The following is a 16,699-nucleotide window of genomic DNA, read 5'->3' on the forward strand; positions in this document are numbered from 1 at the left end:
TGCATGGTTAGCCGGCAACATGAATTCAAATTCGTCTAATGAAAATCCAGTCCAAATAAACCTGCCTTTACTGCATCGAGGTAAAGTCAGAGATGTCTACGAGGTAGATGACCAGCACTTGTTGATGGTTGCCAGTGACCGCCTTAGTGCATTTGATGTGGTTTTACCCGATACCATTCCACACAAAGGGGCATTGTTAACCCAGATTTCAAATTACTGGTTTGCCATGATGGCGCCTATTATAAAGAATCACCTCACTGAAATACCAGTGACACAAGTCATTCCACGTGCAGATAAAGACTTACAGCAACGTGCTGTGGTGGTGAAAAAACTGCGTGCCTTGCCTTGTGAGGCCATTGTCAGGGGCTATATCATTGGTTCAGGCTGGAAAGACTACCTGGCCAGCGGTCAAGTTTGTGGTATTAAACTACCCGAAGGACTGAAACAAGCCGAACAATTGCACGAAACGCTGTTCACCCCTTCATCTAAAGCAGCAGTCGGTGATCACGATGAGAACATCACTTTCGGTCAATTGGTCAATCTTATTGGCCAAGACAGGGCCACACAATTAAAAGACGTTTCATTAACCATCTATGAGCAAGCCCGCCAACACGCAGAAAAAAATGGTATCATAATAGCTGATACTAAATTTGAATTTGGCATCGATGAGCATGATGAGTTGGTTTTGATGGATGAGGTATTAACACCCGATTCATCGCGGTTTTGGAATCAAGACAACTACCAAGTAGACAGCAGTCCAGAAAGCTACGACAAACAATTCATCCGAGATTATTTGGAAACCCTTGACTGGGACAAACAACCACCAGGACCCCATGTGCCTGATGAGCTGATCGAAAAGACAGCACAAAAATACCACGAAGCTTATCGCCGCATCACAGGGAAAGAATTCCTCAACGAATAAACCACAGAGACAGCGCCATGAATGACACCTCGATGAAATACCTGATGACCGAGTACCACAAGTCTCACATCAACCGCACCAACCAAATCATCCACTACTTTTGCGTGCCACTGATTTTTTGGTCTATCACGGCGGCTTTGTGGACAGTGAAAATCCCCATAGCATTGAATTTAGCGGTGGTTACCGCGGTATTATTGATGCTTTATTACTTGGTAAAAAGCGCAAAAGTTTTTCTTACCATGTCAGTATTTACCGCTGCTTGCTTGGCGCTGAATTTCTGGCTTGAATCAATCGGCACCCCTTTGTTAACCACAGCGATTGTGGTTTTTGTTGCTGCCTGGGTGGGTCAATTCATCGGCCACCACATAGAAGGCAAAAGACCCTCTTTTTATAAAGACTTACAGTTTTTGTTGATTGGCCCGGCTTGGGTGGTGTTTAAATTTTTTAATATCAAGCTTTAGCTTACTGACTGAAAAAGCCCGCTGACTTTACATTCACTTAACGACCCAATCCTATAATAAGCTGAATCCTTCATTAAGCCCTTAATGGCCCTCAGCTCGCATTGCAAACAGCAAACTCACATCTTAACTGGCGACCGCATGACCACACACATTGGTTCAAGCACATGCTGCTGCCGTTGTGTCTGATTGTAGTGATTTTAGCCTTACCCAGACCATGGGAAACACAGCGATATGAGGCACCTGTCCTGGTCATCGATTTAAGCCAAGAGCCGGTGAATGAACCCGTTGCGTTAGAGCCGGTTGAACCCAAGCTGGATGAGCCTTCACCCCTTGAACCGTTGCCTGATAAACCTTTGGCCCAGGGACCTCCAGCCACCGAGCCACTGACTGTAACATCCACTGACATGCCACCTGCAAAAGCGACTGAAACAAACCAAGACCCGCCTCAGACCAAAACAGACACAACACAAGTAACCACAACAGTCAAAGCCACCGATGTGCTGCGCATGCTACAAAATCGACCGACCATGGAACTCACTCCTGAATTCCAAGCCCGCACTGCCCCAAGTAAGGATTTTTATATCCCAGAACAACAAATAATGGACTGGTATGCCGATATCCCATTGCTCGATGAATCCATCGACAAACCAAAGTTACAGATGCGTTTTTATGCCGAAGGCTTTGAGGGTTCTATAGAGAAGTTCTTCGATAAAGTTACCTACCGCAAAACATTCACCACCAAATACGGCACCAAAATCCATTGCGCCCTGATTGCTGGGGTAATGGCCGCTTGTGGCTGGAAGTAAAGCAACACTGGCTCAGCTGCGTTGTGATTGGTTAAAATTAAGCGAACAACAAAGCAGAAGCCAGTGGTTGCCAGATTGTTTTTGGAGCCGTAATCGAAAATTTCTGTGGGGTGGGCTGCGCCCATCATTGATTCCTCACCTAATCTTGGTGGGCAAAGCGCATCCTACTCAGCCTGTTTTTTTTGGCCATGCATGAACACACCAGAGCGTAAAAACGAGTTTCAACTTATCTTAGGTGACTGCTTGTTGCGCCAACCCAACACAAAAACATAAGCAAAGAACAACATGAAGATCAGGTCGTTCAAACCATATATGCTGTAGAAGATACCGGCCAGTAAATCCTGCTCATACAGCGGTGCCAATTCATTATTTCTTTGCCAGTTAATCCAAACCCAGACATAAATCAGCTTTTCAATGGCAAAGACTGCCGCCAGCCATTTGAGTTTATAGCTCATTTGTGACGCAGCTAAATAGGCCAATCCCCAAAGCACAATCATCAACAAGCCAAAATTTGACATCACCACCGGATCGGCCAGGTTGATGGTGGTGTTGGTGAAGCCCTTGGAGAATAACAGCACACTGAAGTTCATTGCTGCTGCCAGTACAAAACCTGTTTTGATGTGTTTCTGTTGCATAACCACCTCTTAATGTTTCAATGGTAAGGATTTTCAAACCCTTCTGGTTGGTTTTTAAACCGCCGGTGAACCCACAGGTATTGTTCGGGGTATTGTTTGATCTGTGTTTCGAACAACTGATTGATGGTTGTGGTGGCGTCTATTTCGGACAATTCGCTGAGCTGTTTCATTTCCGGCAACACCTCCACACGCCATTGACAGGGGCCGGTTCTGAAACAAAACCAAGGGATGACCTTGACCCCTTTTTTGGCCAATTTATAGGTACCTATGGTAGTCGCCGCTGGCCGGTCAAAAAACGGCGCAAATTCAACTTGGTAGGAAAAATTCTGATCAGGGGCATAATAAACTGGATGCCCTGATTTAACTGATGCCAGTAAGCTGCGGATGTTTTTCTTATCAATCAACTTTTCCACAAAGGATAAACGCGCTGCTTCTAAGTGTGCCTCAAGCAGTTTGTTGTTGTGTTGGCGGGCCAGCATATGACCAACAGGTATTTGTTGAGCTTTGAGCAGTTGGTTCAGTCCTCGGATACCCCACTCAATGGAAGTGGTGTGACAACTCAACAACAAACAACCCTGACCTATTTTTATCGCTTGATTAAGGTGTTCTAAACCCACCACCTCAAAATGATCAACCACCTGATCATCTTCGGCCCACAGCGCTGCCAACATTTCCATCACACCTTGGCCGGTAGAAAGCATGTTGGCTTTGAGCAGACTTTTGGCTTGTTGGGTTGTGAGCTGGGGAAAACAAATGCCAATGTTAGTGCGGGCGATGCGTTTGCGCGAATTAGGTAGGTAATAAAACAAGCGACCTAAAACTCGACCCATGCGCATTTGTGTGGCCAAGCGGCGCCTGGCCAGCCATTTGGCCAAGGCCACTTGGAGGTCAGTCTTTGTTTTGTTGAAGCTCATATAACTTGGCGTATTTTAAATAGGCATAATAACTGTTCAAGGTCGCATTAATGACCCCGGCCACACCATTGAATATCTGCCGTTTGATGATGAACTGGCGGAAAAAATAAAACGGTGGATACAGAAACAAACGCAAAGGACTGCAGCGTTTACCTCGATTGAATTTCTGTTGTGCAGCAAGCGCCGAATAGCGATTGATTTTATCCAGTTTGACTTGGATTGAGGTTTCACCATAATGTTTAAAAGGGGCATATATTTTTTTCACTACACCATCGACTTTGATGGACTCATGCACCAGATCTTGGCTCATGTGAGATTTTTTGCGGTTGAACAAACGGATGAACTCATTGCGCTTGACCCAGGGGTGAGCCCAATGCCAAAAAACCCATTCTATGCGCGGCAGGTTATAACCATCGGCTTTGGCTGGTTTATTTTGCCACTTTCCTAGTTGGGTGATGGCTTTGGGTGTTAAGCATTCATCGGCGTCCAACAACATCACCCAATCATGCACCGCCATGTCGATAACGTCCTGTTTTTGTTGTGAAAAGCCCTTAAAAGCTTGTTGTTCCAGACGCACTTGTGGAAATTTTTCGATGATATTCAGAGTCTCATCTTCACTGTATGAGTCTAAAACAATGATTTCATCGGCCCATGACAAGCTGGCCAAACATTTTTCAATGGTTTTTTCAGAATTAAATGAAGTCACTACTGCACTGACTGAATTAATCTTTGGCATGTTTAACTCCGATAAAAAGCACCACTAACATCCACCACAAACAAATTGACCAAAAGGATGAGAACAAAGAATACAACGAAACCACTGGCAGCATGGCCGCCAACAAGCCCACCGCAAATGGCCACACTTGATTTTGGCGAAAAACAGGCCGCACATATTTGATCAGTGCCCACAACAACATTGCCATCAAAATCAGGCCCAAGGTACCTGTTTCAGCCAACACCTCTAACAACCAGTGGTGTGCATGCAGCGCACTGCCTTGTGTCGCCAGCCAAACATCATCAGCACCAGCATGATCAGCATAGGCCACCCTGAAGGCCCGTGCGCCAACACCATTGATGGGATGGCTCTTGTACATATCTATTGCCGTGTGCCATATGGGTAGCCGATCAGCCAAGGCAAAATCAATCGCCGACACATCACCTTCAAACAGCGCCATACTGCGTTCCACCCGCTGTTGAAAAGCATTCGAACTGAACCACAAAACCGTCGCAGTCACCAGCATCAAACCACAGGCCTTTACCAACAACAACCAGCGCCGCCCTTTGGTGTGGTGCCACCAAAACAGCAACAAAACAAACAGCATCATCAACCAGGCTGAGCGGGTGCCACTGAGCAAAACAGCAACGACGACCAAAGCAGTAAGCAACCAACGCCACTGCACTTTGGTTTGACACAGCTGAATCAATAACAGCGGTAAAAACAGCGCCAACACCGGTCCTAGTTTAACATTGTCACCAAACACACCGGTTAGACGACCTGGATAAGATGGCAGCCCCAATAAATTATGACCCAGCATGTTTTGTAGGCCTGCATCCAACACCCAAACTACCACAATAACTGAAAGCCAAAAAATCAAGCGAGGCACAGTCTTTTCGTCACTGAAAAACAAAACCAGTACCCCCAGCAGATAAAAGCGCCAAGCTGAGGCAGTAATCAACCAACTTTTCTCAGGCCAATAGGAGTCCAGCGACGAGATTGCTGTCATCAAAAAGTAAGCGAAAAAAACCAAGGTGAACGGCTTGAACCATGGCTGCTGTCTGATGGTTTGATGATGTTGAATCAAACACCACAGCCCCCCAAAGGCCATCAGCAAGATTGGTAACTCAGACAAACGACCAAATGGCAACAACCACACAACAGCCAACAACAAAGCGACCAGCATGGTTTGTTTGCCATGGCCGACATTCTTATTGGTGCTCTTATCAGCACTGATGTGATTATCAGTTGGGTACATTGATGAGCTCGTTATAAACAGCCAAAGTTTGATCGAACATGCTTTGATTTGCATAACTCTGGTGGGCTGGGACCACCGGGGACTGTTGCAGAAAAGCCTCAATTCGCTGTGCCATGGCTTGAGAGTCCCCTGCTTGAATGGCACCTTGAGGAAATATGTCTTGTAGAATGTCTTTCACACCGCCAATGGCAAACCCCACCACCGGTGTACCAATGGTCAAGGCCTCAAGTACTGTCCGCCCAAAACTCTCTGGCTTGTTATTGGTTGAGACAACGACATCAACTGCGGCATATAAATCAGGCATTTGACGTTGCACACCCAGCCAAATCACTTTATCTGAAACTTGATGTTTGGCCAATAAATCTGTGACTCGTTGACTGTACTTCGATTCATCTGGCGCTGCGGTTAATAACAAGTAATGATCTGCAGCACCCTGCTGCAACCAGGGGATCATGTTTTCAATGCCTTTAACTCGTGTTAATCGGCCAGGTAACAAAACCTTCTTACTGGTGCTCAGTTGGGGGTGGCGTTTAAATAAAGCTTGTAAAAAGTCATTTTGTGCTTGGTAACCATGCTGAAATTGCGGGTCAATACCACGATTGATGACCACCGGCTGGTGCTTCAATTCGCTGTCAAAGTACTTTAATAAATATGCTTTAGCTGCAGCGGACACAGCAATAACCCGGTCACCCTTGGCCATAATGGCCGAATATTTTGATACCGAATGTAAACCATGCAAAGTGGTCACAAAATGTGGTTTATTAACAGTCATTTTTTTTAACGCAAAAAAACACAACCACGCAGGTATCCGCGATCGAGCATGCACCAAATCGATTTCTAACTTAAGCATCAAAGCCCGTAGTTTTTTCACTGACAACAAACTGGAGAGTGACTTTCTGTTGACGTTCAAAGTGATGTGCTGGACCCCATTGGAGGTTAATTCTTTGACCATTTCACCACCTGCGGAGACCACCACCGGTTGGTGACCCATGTTTTTCAGATAAATCGCAAACTCAACCGTACCACGCTCAACGCCACCTACTTCGAGGGCCGGCACAACTTGCATGATTTTCAGAGATTTCAATGAAAAAGTGGGGTCATTTTTGAACAACATGGTTGTTTGAACACAACAGGTATGATTTGTTAGTCATACCCAACAGCATTCAATCAACTTTTAGAATGTATTTGGCACCACAATACTCACACACTGCTTCACCCGTTTTTTCCAAAGGCAGGAAAACTTTGGGATGAGAATTCCAAACAGCCATGTCTTTGCCTGGACAAGAAACGGGCAAATCGCTTGGTTTGACGTAATAAACTTTTTCAGTGTTGGCAGCATTCTGACTCATGATTAATCCTGATATTGTAATTGTAAAAAAAGACATCAAACTCAACATCTTTAATGCTAACAGTGGCGTAAGATTGCATCCAGATCTGATTGGCCACTATAATGGATACGACATTATAAACTGTGAGCGCATTTGAATAAAGTAAATCTGTGTTGGGTCATATCAGATGGCAGAAAAGGGCATGAAATTCAGTCTCAATCGTTGGCTGAACGAATCTCAAACAGCAGCACCACTTACACTTTTGATTTAAAACAGCCGTGGAAGTTATTTGCGCCAAAATTACTGCCGGTCTTTGATCATGCCACGCTTTGGGCTGAAGCCAAACAACCCGATCTCAGCCATCGACCAGATTTGATTGTCACTGCCGGTCGCCAGGCTGCGGCGGTGGGCAAACATTTGCGGAAAAAACTCAAGCACAAAGGCGTGAAAACCAAACACATTCACATAATGAACCCCAAAGACAATCCAGACAATTATGACTTGTTGCTGTTACCGGCGCATGATGGCAAAAATGGTGACAAGGTGGTTACTTTTTTTGGTAGCCTCCACCCATTTGACTCAACATGGTATCGATCAGCACCTGCCCGACCAGCAAAGTTTCCAACTATTGCATTGGTAATTGGCAACCCATCTGGCAATTATTTCGACCAAGACTTCTGTGATGAGTTGGAAAAGATAAGACGACAGCATCCTGATACAGGCTTGCTTGTGTGTGGTTCACCGAGACTGCAAGAAAGCAGCATTCAAAGAATCAAAAAACAATTGAAAGGTGATGATCAATACTGGCTCAACCCACAAGATGGTGACAACCCCTATCAAGACATTCTGAGGTATGCCCAACACATCTATGTGACTGCTGACAGCATCAATATGATCAATGAATGCGCTTCCAGTGAAGCGCAATTGAGCATCCTGGCCAAAACCCATGTCACCAGCAAAAAGCACCTCAAATTCATACAATCGATCAATGACAGATTGACTGACTTCTCAACCAGCCAAGCAAGTCAGCCAACTCCCATCAGAGGCATTGATGAAGTGATCGCCGATGACAAACTTCAAAAACTCTTGAATTCACCAACCTCATCAAGTTCTGGGTAAGGCTTGCCATTTTTCTGGCACAAATCAGCAATTTTGGGCCAACACCACTCAAACAATGTTCTGTTATAAGTCTCTGGATCCAATGAACATTTATCATACATTCCCGCCGCAGCCCTTTGTCGTTGTGCTTCATACAAAATCAAAGCACACGCCACAGACACATTCAATGATGCCACCATGCCCACCATCGGCACAATGATGTGTTGATCAACCATCGCAGCGGTTGTTGGCTGTACGCCCTCTAACTCAGCCCCCATGACGATGGCTGTTGGTTGGGTGTAATCAACCTGACGAAAATCCACTGCCTCATCCGACAAATGTGCCGCCAGTAGCTGATGTCCACTGGATTTCAGCTGTTTTGCAATGCTGGTGAATTCATCATGCTGATTCGCAACCACATATTTTTGTGAGCCCTTAGCGGTGTTGGTCAATGGCCTATAGCCCTCTTCAACTGGGATGTAGTGCGTTTCAAATACACCCACTGCATCACAAGAACGAATGATGGCGTTGAAATTGTGCGGTTTGTGCACCCAGTCCATAACCACCGTTAAGTCAGTCTGTCTGGCTTGTAATACCTGTTTCAGTCGTTCAAAGCGTTGGGGTGTCATGGCATTAAAGGTATTTTCAGTAAAAAAAAGAGCAGCCTAACTGGCTGCCCTTGGTTGATCAGTTTGTACTATTTCCTGACAATTAATTGGGGCTGACTATAGGCAAATCAATGGTGGTCATCTCAAAGCCAGAAAATGACTTGTTGCCGGTAAAACGATCAACCACACCAGTTGAGTCAATGGTATTAACTTTGGTGAAAATTGCTGCCATTAATTGAATATTCTCGCCGACTGCAGCATTCACACTGATAGGTCTACGGACCGACAGTTTTATACTGTAATTAGAAGTCAAGAGAATGTCTTTGACCACACCATTGTTACTGGTGCAATCACCAACATCTGCTCCTTGGTCATCTAAAATATCACAAGATAACAAACTCACTGACTGACCCTCAAAATAAGCCAAACTGTTTTTGTTGTATGGGAAGTATTCAATTAAATCCAATTCTTGATCAGCAGCTGTGTTATTTACATACGTTATATCATACCTGACGCTTTCACCTGGGACAAAACCACCCAGTGGTGCCCCAATGATTTCAAAGTTGATGGCAGTTGGCGCTGGAATAGTAGGTTCATCCCATGTGTCTTCGAAGATGACGTCATACTTTCCATCGGTTAAACATATTGATTTGCTGCGGTTTTCAGTGGTGATATCAAAAGACTTTCTTTTGATGTTGTAATTGATATTAGAATCAACACCCATCAATGATAACTCACCTAAGCCGTCACCTTTATTATCTCCATTGGGATCTGTGATGCGCAAATTAACGTTGGCCACAGGGGTGTATTCGTCCACGCGGTTACAAATAACCGGGTGGGTGCTGCGCGAACTCAATTGACTGGTTCCAATCTGGTATTGCGTGTTTCCTTTCAACACAATTGTTGGAATTAAGGACACACCACCATTCACCAGATTTTTATCTAATTTAAGAGTGACCGCTGTGGATGCGGCTGACACTCCCAAAGTGGTTAGCAAAACAATCATTTTGCTGGTTTTAATCTTCTTCATTTCTTTTTTTACCTTTGCAGTGCAGGGTTACGTTTTTTCGGGGTTATGAGCCGCATTTTACTGTTTTTTGAACATATGGTGTTAAAACTTTGTTATCCGGCGCATTTATTCATAAATTTAGTTTAATTTTTGTGCTGAATTTGGCATAAATGCAGCCACAAAATGTGGATATTGATGTATATTTACCAGCATTTAATTAATTGAGTATTTTCATGCTAAAAAAATCATTGTTAATTTGCGGTATTTTGTTTGCATTCACAGCTTGGGCAAAATCTCCTGATTTGTCAGAGATGACGGCCGAGGAAAAAGAGCTAACAGGTCTAAACAAATTGAATGAAGAAGAATTGAATGCCTTGGCCAGTTGGCTTAAGAATGAGCAGTTAAAAATCAACCGAAAAATGCGCGAGCGTCAGGCTGGTTTTGAAGCAAAGCGCGGTGAAGGTCAAAGAAGAACCATCAGAGCCCGTGTTGAAAAAACATACAACGACAAACTGGGTGAAACCTTCTACGAACTGGACAATGGCCAAATATGGAAACGCGCTTCAAGCGGCACCATATTCCTAAAAAAAGACGGTCGTCAACTAGTAACCATTGAACCTGCAGCGATGGGTTCATGGGAATTAAGAGGTGATGGTAACCGCAGTGTAAAAGTCAAAAGAATTAAATAACCAGAGAATAAAAATGACCTCAACAATGAAAAAACTGACAATCATCCTGGCAACATTCATGCTGCTGAGCCCGCAAGCTCACGGTGGCGAACCAGCCCCACTTGACCCGGTTCTGGTTACTTTAGAATCAGGTTTCACCAATGCTGTGGCAGTGAGAAATGCCGGTGATGGCAGCAACCGTCTGTTTGTCGTTGAACAGGCTGGTTTAATACAAATCATCGAAAACGGTCAAGAACTACCTACCCCCTTTCTTAATATCGACCCATTGACTAATGGCGGTGGTGAACAAGGCCTCTTGGGCTTGGCATTTCATCCTAATTACTCGCAAAACGGCTACTTTTACGTTTACTACACCGACACCGATGGTGATTCAGTGGTTGCTCGATACTCGGTCAGTGATAACAACCCAAACGTGGCCGATGATCAAAGCGAATTAATTATCATCAGAGTAGATCAGGACTTTGGCAACCACAATGGAGGCGATTTACACTTCAGTCCGCTTGATGGGTACCTATATGTTGGCTTCGGTGATGGCGGCTCTGGCAATGACCCATGCGACCGCGGTCAAACCAAAGACCCAGCCAACTTAGATAATACCGGCTCATGTGCTGCCGATGGTGATTTCGAGGGCAATAACGATTCAAGGGCTTTACTCGGCTCGTTAATCAGACTGGACGTTGATAATCCTGGGACCAATGTTGGCGATGCTTGTGGAGAAGGTATTAATTACGGCATACCAGCTGATAACCCATTCAGTGATGCCAACGGTGATTGTGGTGAGATTTGGGCATGGGGTTTGCGTAACCCATACCGCTGGGGTTTCGATCGTGAAACAGGTGATTTGTTGATTGGTGATGTAGGCCAAAATGCCAGAGAAGAAGTCAACTATCAACCAGCCAGCTCGAGCGGTGGCGAAAATTATGGCTGGGTATGCCGTGAAGGCTTCATAGCAACGCCTGGCATTTCTTGCACAGTAGCCAATGCTGTAGATCCCATCATCGATCTCAATCACAACATCGGCGTTTGTTCTGTGATTGGCGGCTTTCCTTACAGGGGACCTGAAGACACCTGGCAAGGCACTTACATTTATGCCGACTTCTGTACCGGAGACTTATATTGGACCGTACAAAATAATGGTGTATGGAGTGGTTTGGCTGTGTTAGCCGATACCTTTACCAATGTCAGGGGTTTTGGCGAGGACGAGGATGGAAACCTATACTATGTCTCATCTTCTCAGGTAGTTCAAATCACCGATGGCAATTATTCTGATGTGATTTTTGCAAACGGCTTCGAATAACCCACTGTAAAAAAACACCATAAAAAAACCGCCAGCATTGATATGCATGGCGGTTTTTTTATGCTTGATTAGAATGTTTTGTATTGGTAGCAATCAGACATTGAACCTGAAGTGTAAAACATCTCCTTCCTTAACGATGTATTCCTTGCCTTCCAACCTCAGCTTACCCGCTTCTTTACAACCAGCCTCGCCTTGATGTGTAATGAAATCATCAAAAGCCATGGTTTCAGCACGGATAAAACCTTTTTCAAAATCTGTGTGAATCACTCCAGCAGCTTGTGGTGCGGTCGCACCAGCTACAAATGTCCAAGCCCTGACTTCCTTTTCACCTGCAGTAAAATAAGTATTCAGGCCAAGCAGTTCATATCCTGCCCTGATCACCCGGTTAAGACCTGCTTCCGCCAGTCCCATTTCATTCAAAAACTCGGCCTTATCTTCATCATCCAACAAAGCAATTTCAGCTTCTATGGCAGCACATACCGGCACCACCAATGCACCTTCTTTGGCAGCAAATTCATTCAACTGGTCCAACAATGGATTATTATCAAAGCCTTGGTCATCGACATTAGCAATGTACATCATCGGTTTGGCAGTGATGAAGCTGAACTCTTTGACCGCTTCCCAATCTTCTTTGTTGAGATCCAGTGTTCTCAGCGCAGCGCCGTCTGACAAATGCGCAACTATTTGTTCCAACACAGCAGCCCGTTTGATCGCATCTTTATCACCTGAACGGGTTTTCTTTTGTGTTCGCAACAAGGATTTTTCTGCTGATTCCAAATCCGCCAACGCCAACTCTGTGTTAATGGTCTCAATGTCAGATAACGGGTTAATCTTACCATCGACATGAATCACATCATCATCTTCAAAACATCGCGCCACATGAGCGATGGCATCCGTCTCTCTGATGTGAGAGAGGAATTGATTGCCCAAACCTTCTCCTTTTGAGGCTCCTGCCACTAATCCAGCAATATCGACGAATTCCATGGTGGTTGGAATGGTTTTCTGGGGATTTACAATGGCAGCCAATTGATCTAATCTCGGATCTGGTACTTCAACAATACCAACATTTGGATCAATCGTACAAAAAGGATAATTTTCTGCTGCAATTTCTGCTTTGGTTAAGGCGTTGAATAATGTTGATTTGCCTACATTGGGTAAGCCAACGATGCCGCATTTGAAGCCCATGGTGTCATCCAGTAAAAAAAGTGGCGCGATTTTAACACAAGGTGTAGTTAAAATATCAATTCAGGATATAATGCGGCCTATATTTGCAAAAAAATCATTAAAACAATGACCGAATTAAGCCAAGAAGAAATAGCCGAAATCAAAGATCACTTCGATTTTTTTGACCAAGATAACAGTGGTCTTATCGATATCGATGAGTTCACACAATTACTTAAAATATTGGCCCCGGAAGCCAGTCAAGATAATGCCATTAGAGGCTTTGCAACCATCGATGTTGACCAAAACGAACAAATCGATTTTGATGAATTTTTGGACTGGTGGAAAATGAATTGGACCGTTTTCTGAACAGTCACAAGTACCCAGTCACATAACTCCTTACTGACGCTGGCCAAACAAGTCTGTTCCCACCCGAACCACGGTTGAACCACAAGCAATGGCAGCTTCAAGATCGCCACTCATGCCCATCGACAAGGTGTCGATGTAGGGGTATGTAGTTTTCAAACGCTCAAAAGCTTCGTATGCTGCATTAAAATAACCCTGCTGCTGTGTGAAATCATCACTGGGTGGCGGAATGCACATCACACCGCGCAGGTTCAAATTGTCTGCAGCATCAACCACCGCAGCCATAGCAAACAACTCATCCAAACCAGCGCCTGATTTGCTGTCCTCATCACCCACTTTTAATTGTAATAACACGTTCATTCGCCCAGCTTCACTGGGGCGGTGTTTAATCAACAAGTTAACCACTTTCATGCGCTCTACAGAATGCACCCAATCAAAATATGTCGCGATCAACTTGACCTTGTTAGATTGAATGGGGCCAATAAAATGCCAGATTAAGGATTTATCAGTACACTGTTCAATTTTTTCCACCCCTTCTTGGGCATAACTTTCACCAAAATCTCGCTGGCCTTGTTCCGCCAGCACCATGATTTTCTCTAAAAGGTGTTTTTTACTGACCGCCAACAACAAGGGGGTGCTGCTTACATTGTGGCGCTTCACTGCCAGCTCGATTCTGTTTTTAACCGCCCGGAAATTATCTATGAGTTGCTTCATTTGTAGGCAAAATCTATTTCATTAGAGTGACTGATTATTGTATTGAAATCCCATGCCCATTGCCACTTATCAGATCATTTCCAACTTGAAATCGACGCGCTGGAGTAAGCATTGGGTATCTAATTAGCAATGAACCACAAAAAAGTTCAATTTACCTTTGCAATTAAAGCCAAAACCCTTAAAATACGCGGTCTTTTTCCGGGCAGCTCTGCGAGCCGCTCAAACCATAGATTAATGAAGCCTGATAGGGCTAATTGGAGACACAGAACTTATGCCAAGTGTAAAAGTTAGAGACAACGAACCGTTTGATTTTGCATTAAGACGCTTTAAACGCGCCTGTGAAAAAGCGGGTGTATTAGCAGAATCACGTAAACGTCAGTATTACGAGAAACCAACTCAAGAAAGAAAGCGTAAGAAAGCTGCTGCTGTTAAACGCCTACAAAGACGTGTTGCTAAGGAAGGTATTCCTCGCAGAATGTACTGATTGAATTGATACCTTCAATTTAATTACAAGAGACACATTATTATGTCATTGAAAAGCCAAATCACTGAAGACATGAAAGCCGCGATGAGAGCCAAGGACAAAGAGACCTTGAGCACCATCCGCATGATTACTGCTGCCATCAAACAAGTGGAAGTTGATGAACGCCGTGAACTCAGTGATACTGATGTGCTCTCAATCATCACCAAGATGATTAAACAGCGCAAGGACGCAGCCAGCCAGTATGCCGAAGCCAATCGCACTGATTTAGAACAACAAGAATTATCTGAAATTAAAATCCTAGAGCAGTACCAACCGGAACAGCTTTCAGGAGATGAAGTCAGTGCCATTGTCAAAGCAATCATTGCTGAAACAGGCGCGTCAGGCATGCAAGACATGGGTAAAGTCATGGGCTTGGTAAAAGCCAAGGTAGCGGGTCAAGCCGACATGGGCCAAATCAGCCAAATCGTTAAGGCTGAACTGTCATAAAGACTGCTTTTAGAAAATTGATGGTTTGACCGCGTAAACACTGTGTCATCCATACCCAATGAATTCATCGAAACACTGCTAGATCGCATCGACATCACTGATGTGGTTGGCGCTCGGGTGTCATTAAAAAAAGCCGGCAAAGACTATTCAGGCTTATGCCCTTTCCATGCTGAGAACACCCCCTCTTTTACCGTCAGCCAACAAAAACAGTTCTACCATTGTTTTGGCTGCGGCAAAAATGGCAGCGCCATTGGTTTTTTGATGGAATATGAGGGGCTTGATTTTGTTGATGCCGTCAAAGACTTGGCTCAATTAGCCGGCATGCAAGTACCTGCCAGTAATTTTAGCGGCAACCAAAAACCCAAAACCAATTTATATGCAGTCACCGAAAAAGCGGCGCGGGTGTTTCAACATCAGCTTAGATCAGCCGCGGCTGTGATTGATTACCTCAAAGGCAGACAAATCTCTGGTCAAACCAGCAAAACGTTCCAATTAGGCTATGCCTTGAATGAGTGGGATGCATTGAGTAAAAGGTACTCAGATGAAGAGCAGTCATTGTTGGCTCGAACCGGCTTAACCACCAGCAATGATTCGGGTCGGGTTTATGATAAATTTCGCAATCGGCTGATGTTCCCGATTCATGATAAACGCGGGCGGGTCATTGCCTTTGGTGGCCGAGCCATAGAAACAGACCAAAAACCCAAGTACTTGAATTCACCCGAAACAGATCTATTTCATAAAAGCAATGAATTGTATGGCCTGCATCTGGCACGCAAACACAGCGATGAAAATTTCATCATTGTGGTTGAAGGCTACATGGATGTCATTGCCTTACATGAAAAAGGTATTTGCAATGCCGTTGCCACTTTGGGCACCGCCACATCGGCACAGCACATCAAAAACCTATTCAAAGTCTGGGACCGCATTGTCTTTTGTTTTGATGGTGATGGGGCAGGTGTACAAGCAGCTGAAAAAGCATTGATCACCGCATTGCCTCTTTATTTGGACAATAAAATCATAGAGTTTTTGTTCTTACCACAAGGCGAAGATCCAGACAGCTATGTTTTGCAGCATGGTCAATCTGGTTTTTTAGCAGCCCTGGATGCAGCCAAACCCTTGTCTGACTTTATGATTGAAATCATCAGCAAAGACATCAACACCAAAAGCATCGATGGCAAAGCCCAATTGCATGAAAAAGCCAAACCATTCATCAACCAACTGCCCAAAGGGGCTTTTAAAACCATGATTGCACAACAGATCAGTGAAATCTCAGGCATGTCAATGCAAGTTAAAAATCCAATAAAACCTCAGCAGACTGGATCGGATACCAACGATAATCCCTTGCGCAAATTGATCAGTTTGCTGTTAAATACACCACAACTGTGTGAAAACTTGTCAAATCAGCTTAACTTCGACACTTTATCGTTTAAAGGCACTGAAATTGTTGATAAAATCGTTGAAATACAACACAACAACCCCCAAATTAACTCAGCAGCAATGATGGAACATTTCAGAAATTCTCAGTACGCTCGCTATTTGGGTCATTTGATGCGCATGTATGACCACCTTGATGACACACAAAAGGCACTGGAATTCGAGGACATTGTCAGTTATTTAAAAAAATTATCCTCTCAAGCGGAAATTGAACGTTTAAGAAACAAACAACTAGAATCAGGCTTAGACAGCGCTGAAAAACAGGCTTTGGTGCAATTGTTGCGCGAAAAGTCCAACCAATAAGAAAATTACAA

At 44.3% G+C, this 16,699-nt stretch carries 20 protein-coding genes; 10 read left to right on the forward strand and 10 right to left on the reverse strand.

Features of this window, described 5'->3' with window-relative positions; genetic code table 11:
• Positions 1-19 precede the first annotated feature (19 nt).
• From QNI24_RS12425 to QNI24_RS12435, 3 genes are all read left to right on the forward strand, one after another.
• Complete coding sequence (locus tag QNI24_RS12425; RefSeq protein ID WP_267177037.1) at positions 20-922, forward strand: phosphoribosylaminoimidazolesuccinocarboxamide synthase; 903 nt, start codon at positions 20-22, stop codon at positions 920-922.
• Positions 923-939: 17 nt separating this feature from the next.
• Positions 940-1,383, forward strand: coding sequence for an Mpo1 family 2-hydroxy fatty acid dioxygenase (locus QNI24_RS12430; RefSeq protein WP_267177036.1), 444 nt, complete (start codon positions 940-942; stop codon positions 1,381-1,383).
• A gap of 101 nt (positions 1,384-1,484) precedes the next feature.
• Positions 1,485-2,189 carry a hypothetical protein gene (locus QNI24_RS12435; RefSeq protein WP_267177035.1) on the forward strand — a complete coding sequence of 235 codons (705 nt, stop codon included), beginning with the start codon at positions 1,485-1,487 and terminating at the stop codon, positions 2,187-2,189.
• Positions 2,190-2,410: 221 nt separating this feature from the next.
• On the opposite strand, the gene QNI24_RS12440 is transcribed toward QNI24_RS12435, so the two are convergent.
• The 6 genes from QNI24_RS12440 to QNI24_RS12465 are packed head-to-tail and all read right to left on the reverse strand — an operon-like array spanning position 2,411 to position 7,060.
• Positions 2,411-2,824, reverse strand: coding sequence for a hypothetical protein (locus tag QNI24_RS12440; RefSeq protein ID WP_267177034.1), 414 nt, complete (start codon positions 2,822-2,824; stop codon positions 2,411-2,413).
• A 17-nt stretch (positions 2,825-2,841) separates the two neighbouring features.
• A complete protein-coding gene (locus QNI24_RS12445) occupies positions 2,842-3,738 on the reverse strand; it encodes a lysophospholipid acyltransferase family protein (protein ID WP_267177033.1) in 897 nt (298 codons plus the stop codon).
• Positions 3,713-4,474 carry a glycosyltransferase family 2 protein gene (locus QNI24_RS12450; protein WP_267177032.1) on the reverse strand — a complete coding sequence of 254 codons (762 nt, stop codon included), beginning with the start codon at positions 4,472-4,474 and terminating at the stop codon, positions 3,713-3,715. The genes QNI24_RS12445 and QNI24_RS12450 overlap by 26 nt, the downstream gene beginning before the upstream one ends.
• Positions 4,461-5,711 (reverse strand): O-antigen ligase family protein, encoded by a 1,251-nt coding sequence (locus QNI24_RS12455; RefSeq protein ID WP_267177031.1) that lies wholly within the window; start codon positions 5,709-5,711, stop codon positions 4,461-4,463. The genes QNI24_RS12450 and QNI24_RS12455 overlap by 14 nt, the downstream gene beginning before the upstream one ends.
• Positions 5,698-6,825, reverse strand: coding sequence for a glycosyltransferase (locus tag QNI24_RS12460; protein WP_283708731.1), 1,128 nt, complete (start codon positions 6,823-6,825; stop codon positions 5,698-5,700). The genes QNI24_RS12455 and QNI24_RS12460 overlap by 14 nt, the downstream gene beginning before the upstream one ends.
• A gap of 49 nt (positions 6,826-6,874) precedes the next feature.
• A complete protein-coding gene (locus tag QNI24_RS12465) occupies positions 6,875-7,060 on the reverse strand; it encodes a zinc-finger domain-containing protein (RefSeq protein ID WP_267177029.1) in 186 nt (61 codons plus the stop codon).
• Positions 7,061-7,192: 132 nt separating this feature from the next.
• Here QNI24_RS12465 and QNI24_RS12470 point away from each other — a divergent pair, with 132 nt between their 5' ends.
• The gene (locus QNI24_RS12470; RefSeq protein ID WP_267177028.1) at positions 7,193-8,158 is read left to right on the forward strand and encodes an ELM1/GtrOC1 family putative glycosyltransferase; all 966 of its coding nucleotides are present in this window, start codon (positions 7,193-7,195) and stop codon (positions 8,156-8,158) included.
• Here the strand turns inward: QNI24_RS12470 and trmH are convergent.
• Together trmH and QNI24_RS12480 are read right to left on the reverse strand one after the other, a co-directional pair.
• On the reverse strand, positions 8,116-8,766 hold the full coding sequence (gene trmH, locus QNI24_RS12475; RefSeq protein WP_267177027.1) for a tRNA (guanosine(18)-2'-O)-methyltransferase TrmH: 651 nt from the start codon (positions 8,764-8,766) through the stop codon (positions 8,116-8,118). The genes QNI24_RS12470 and trmH overlap by 43 nt on opposite strands.
• An 82-nt stretch (positions 8,767-8,848) precedes the next feature.
• Complete coding sequence (locus QNI24_RS12480) at positions 8,849-9,775, reverse strand: hypothetical protein (protein WP_267177026.1); 927 nt, start codon at positions 9,773-9,775, stop codon at positions 8,849-8,851.
• Between the two features lie 212 nt (positions 9,776-9,987).
• Here QNI24_RS12480 and QNI24_RS12485 point away from each other — a divergent pair, with 212 nt between their 5' ends.
• Positions 9,988-10,443, forward strand: coding sequence for a hypothetical protein (locus QNI24_RS12485; RefSeq protein ID WP_267177025.1), 456 nt, complete (start codon positions 9,988-9,990; stop codon positions 10,441-10,443).
• A 25-nt stretch (positions 10,444-10,468) separates the two neighbouring features.
• On the forward strand, positions 10,469-11,740 hold the full coding sequence (locus tag QNI24_RS12490) for a PQQ-dependent sugar dehydrogenase (RefSeq protein WP_267177024.1): 1,272 nt from the start codon (positions 10,469-10,471) through the stop codon (positions 11,738-11,740).
• A gap of 93 nt (positions 11,741-11,833) precedes the next feature.
• On the opposite strand, the gene ychF is transcribed toward QNI24_RS12490, so the two are convergent.
• Entirely contained in the window at positions 11,834-12,925 is a 1,092-nt protein-coding gene (gene ychF, locus QNI24_RS12495; protein WP_267177023.1) for a redox-regulated ATPase YchF, read from the reverse strand.
• Positions 12,926-13,030: 105 nt separating this feature from the next.
• Between ychF and QNI24_RS12500 the strand changes: the two genes are divergently transcribed.
• Positions 13,031-13,270: an EF-hand domain-containing protein gene (locus tag QNI24_RS12500; RefSeq protein ID WP_267177022.1), complete on the forward strand. Its 240-nt coding sequence runs from the start codon at positions 13,031-13,033 to the stop codon at positions 13,268-13,270.
• Between the two features lie 30 nt (positions 13,271-13,300).
• On the opposite strand, the gene QNI24_RS12505 is transcribed toward QNI24_RS12500, so the two are convergent.
• Positions 13,301-13,981, reverse strand: coding sequence for a YggS family pyridoxal phosphate-dependent enzyme (locus QNI24_RS12505; RefSeq protein ID WP_267177021.1), 681 nt, complete (start codon positions 13,979-13,981; stop codon positions 13,301-13,303).
• Between the two features lie 271 nt (positions 13,982-14,252).
• Between QNI24_RS12505 and rpsU the strand changes: the two genes are divergently transcribed.
• Genes rpsU through dnaG form a run of 3 tightly spaced genes read left to right on the forward strand, consistent with a single transcriptional unit; the run spans position 14,253 to position 16,688 of the window.
• The gene (gene rpsU, locus QNI24_RS12510; RefSeq protein WP_154224574.1) at positions 14,253-14,465 is read left to right on the forward strand and encodes a 30S ribosomal protein S21; all 213 of its coding nucleotides are present in this window, start codon (positions 14,253-14,255) and stop codon (positions 14,463-14,465) included.
• A gap of 42 nt (positions 14,466-14,507) precedes the next feature.
• Positions 14,508-14,951, forward strand: a complete 444-nt coding sequence (locus tag QNI24_RS12515; RefSeq protein ID WP_323373324.1) for a GatB/YqeY domain-containing protein — start codon at positions 14,508-14,510, stop codon at positions 14,949-14,951.
• Between the two features lie 42 nt (positions 14,952-14,993).
• Positions 14,994-16,688: a DNA primase gene (dnaG, locus tag QNI24_RS12520; protein ID WP_267177020.1), complete on the forward strand. Its 1,695-nt coding sequence runs from the start codon at positions 14,994-14,996 to the stop codon at positions 16,686-16,688.
• The last annotated feature ends 11 nt before the right edge of the window (positions 16,689-16,699 follow it).

Source organism: Marinicella marina, assembly GCF_030065545.1.
GTDB lineage: Bacteria > Pseudomonadota > Gammaproteobacteria > Xanthomonadales > Marinicellaceae > Marinicella > Marinicella marina.

Coding starts and splice junctions, on each gene's coding strand:
- QNI24_RS12485 (WP_267177025.1), top strand. CDS start 9,988: ATGCTAAAAAAATCATTGTTAATTTGCGGTATTTTGTTTGCATTCACA.
- QNI24_RS12445 (WP_267177033.1), bottom strand. CDS start 3,738: ATGAGCTTCAACAAAACAAAGACTGACCTCCAAGTGGCCTTGGCCAAA.
- QNI24_RS12505 (WP_267177021.1), bottom strand. CDS start 13,981: ATGAAGCAACTCATAGATAATTTCCGGGCGGTTAAAAACAGAATCGAG.
- QNI24_RS12425 (WP_267177037.1), top strand. CDS start 20: ATGAATTCAAATTCGTCTAATGAAAATCCAGTCCAAATAAACCTGCCT.
- QNI24_RS12430 (WP_267177036.1), top strand. CDS start 940: ATGAATGACACCTCGATGAAATACCTGATGACCGAGTACCACAAGTCT.
- QNI24_RS12440 (WP_267177034.1), bottom strand. CDS start 2,824: ATGCAACAGAAACACATCAAAACAGGTTTTGTACTGGCAGCAGCAATG.
- QNI24_RS12460 (WP_283708731.1), bottom strand. CDS start 6,825: ATGTTGTTCAAAAATGACCCCACTTTTTCATTGAAATCTCTGAAAATC.
- trmH (WP_267177027.1), bottom strand. CDS start 8,766: ATGACACCCCAACGCTTTGAACGACTGAAACAGGTATTACAAGCCAGA.
- ychF (WP_267177023.1), bottom strand. CDS start 12,925: ATGGGCTTCAAATGCGGCATCGTTGGCTTACCCAATGTAGGCAAATCA.
- QNI24_RS12455 (WP_267177031.1), bottom strand. CDS start 5,711: ATGTACCCAACTGATAATCACATCAGTGCTGATAAGAGCACCAATAAG.
- QNI24_RS12490 (WP_267177024.1), top strand. CDS start 10,469: ATGAAAAAACTGACAATCATCCTGGCAACATTCATGCTGCTGAGCCCG.
- QNI24_RS12465 (WP_267177029.1), bottom strand. CDS start 7,060: ATGAGTCAGAATGCTGCCAACACTGAAAAAGTTTATTACGTCAAACCA.
- QNI24_RS12480 (WP_267177026.1), bottom strand. CDS start 9,775: ATGAAGAAGATTAAAACCAGCAAAATGATTGTTTTGCTAACCACTTTG.
- QNI24_RS12450 (WP_267177032.1), bottom strand. CDS start 4,474: ATGCCAAAGATTAATTCAGTCAGTGCAGTAGTGACTTCATTTAATTCT.
- rpsU (WP_154224574.1), top strand. CDS start 14,253: ATGCCAAGTGTAAAAGTTAGAGACAACGAACCGTTTGATTTTGCATTA.
- QNI24_RS12500 (WP_267177022.1), top strand. CDS start 13,031: ATGACCGAATTAAGCCAAGAAGAAATAGCCGAAATCAAAGATCACTTC.
- QNI24_RS12515 (WP_323373324.1), top strand. CDS start 14,508: ATGTCATTGAAAAGCCAAATCACTGAAGACATGAAAGCCGCGATGAGA.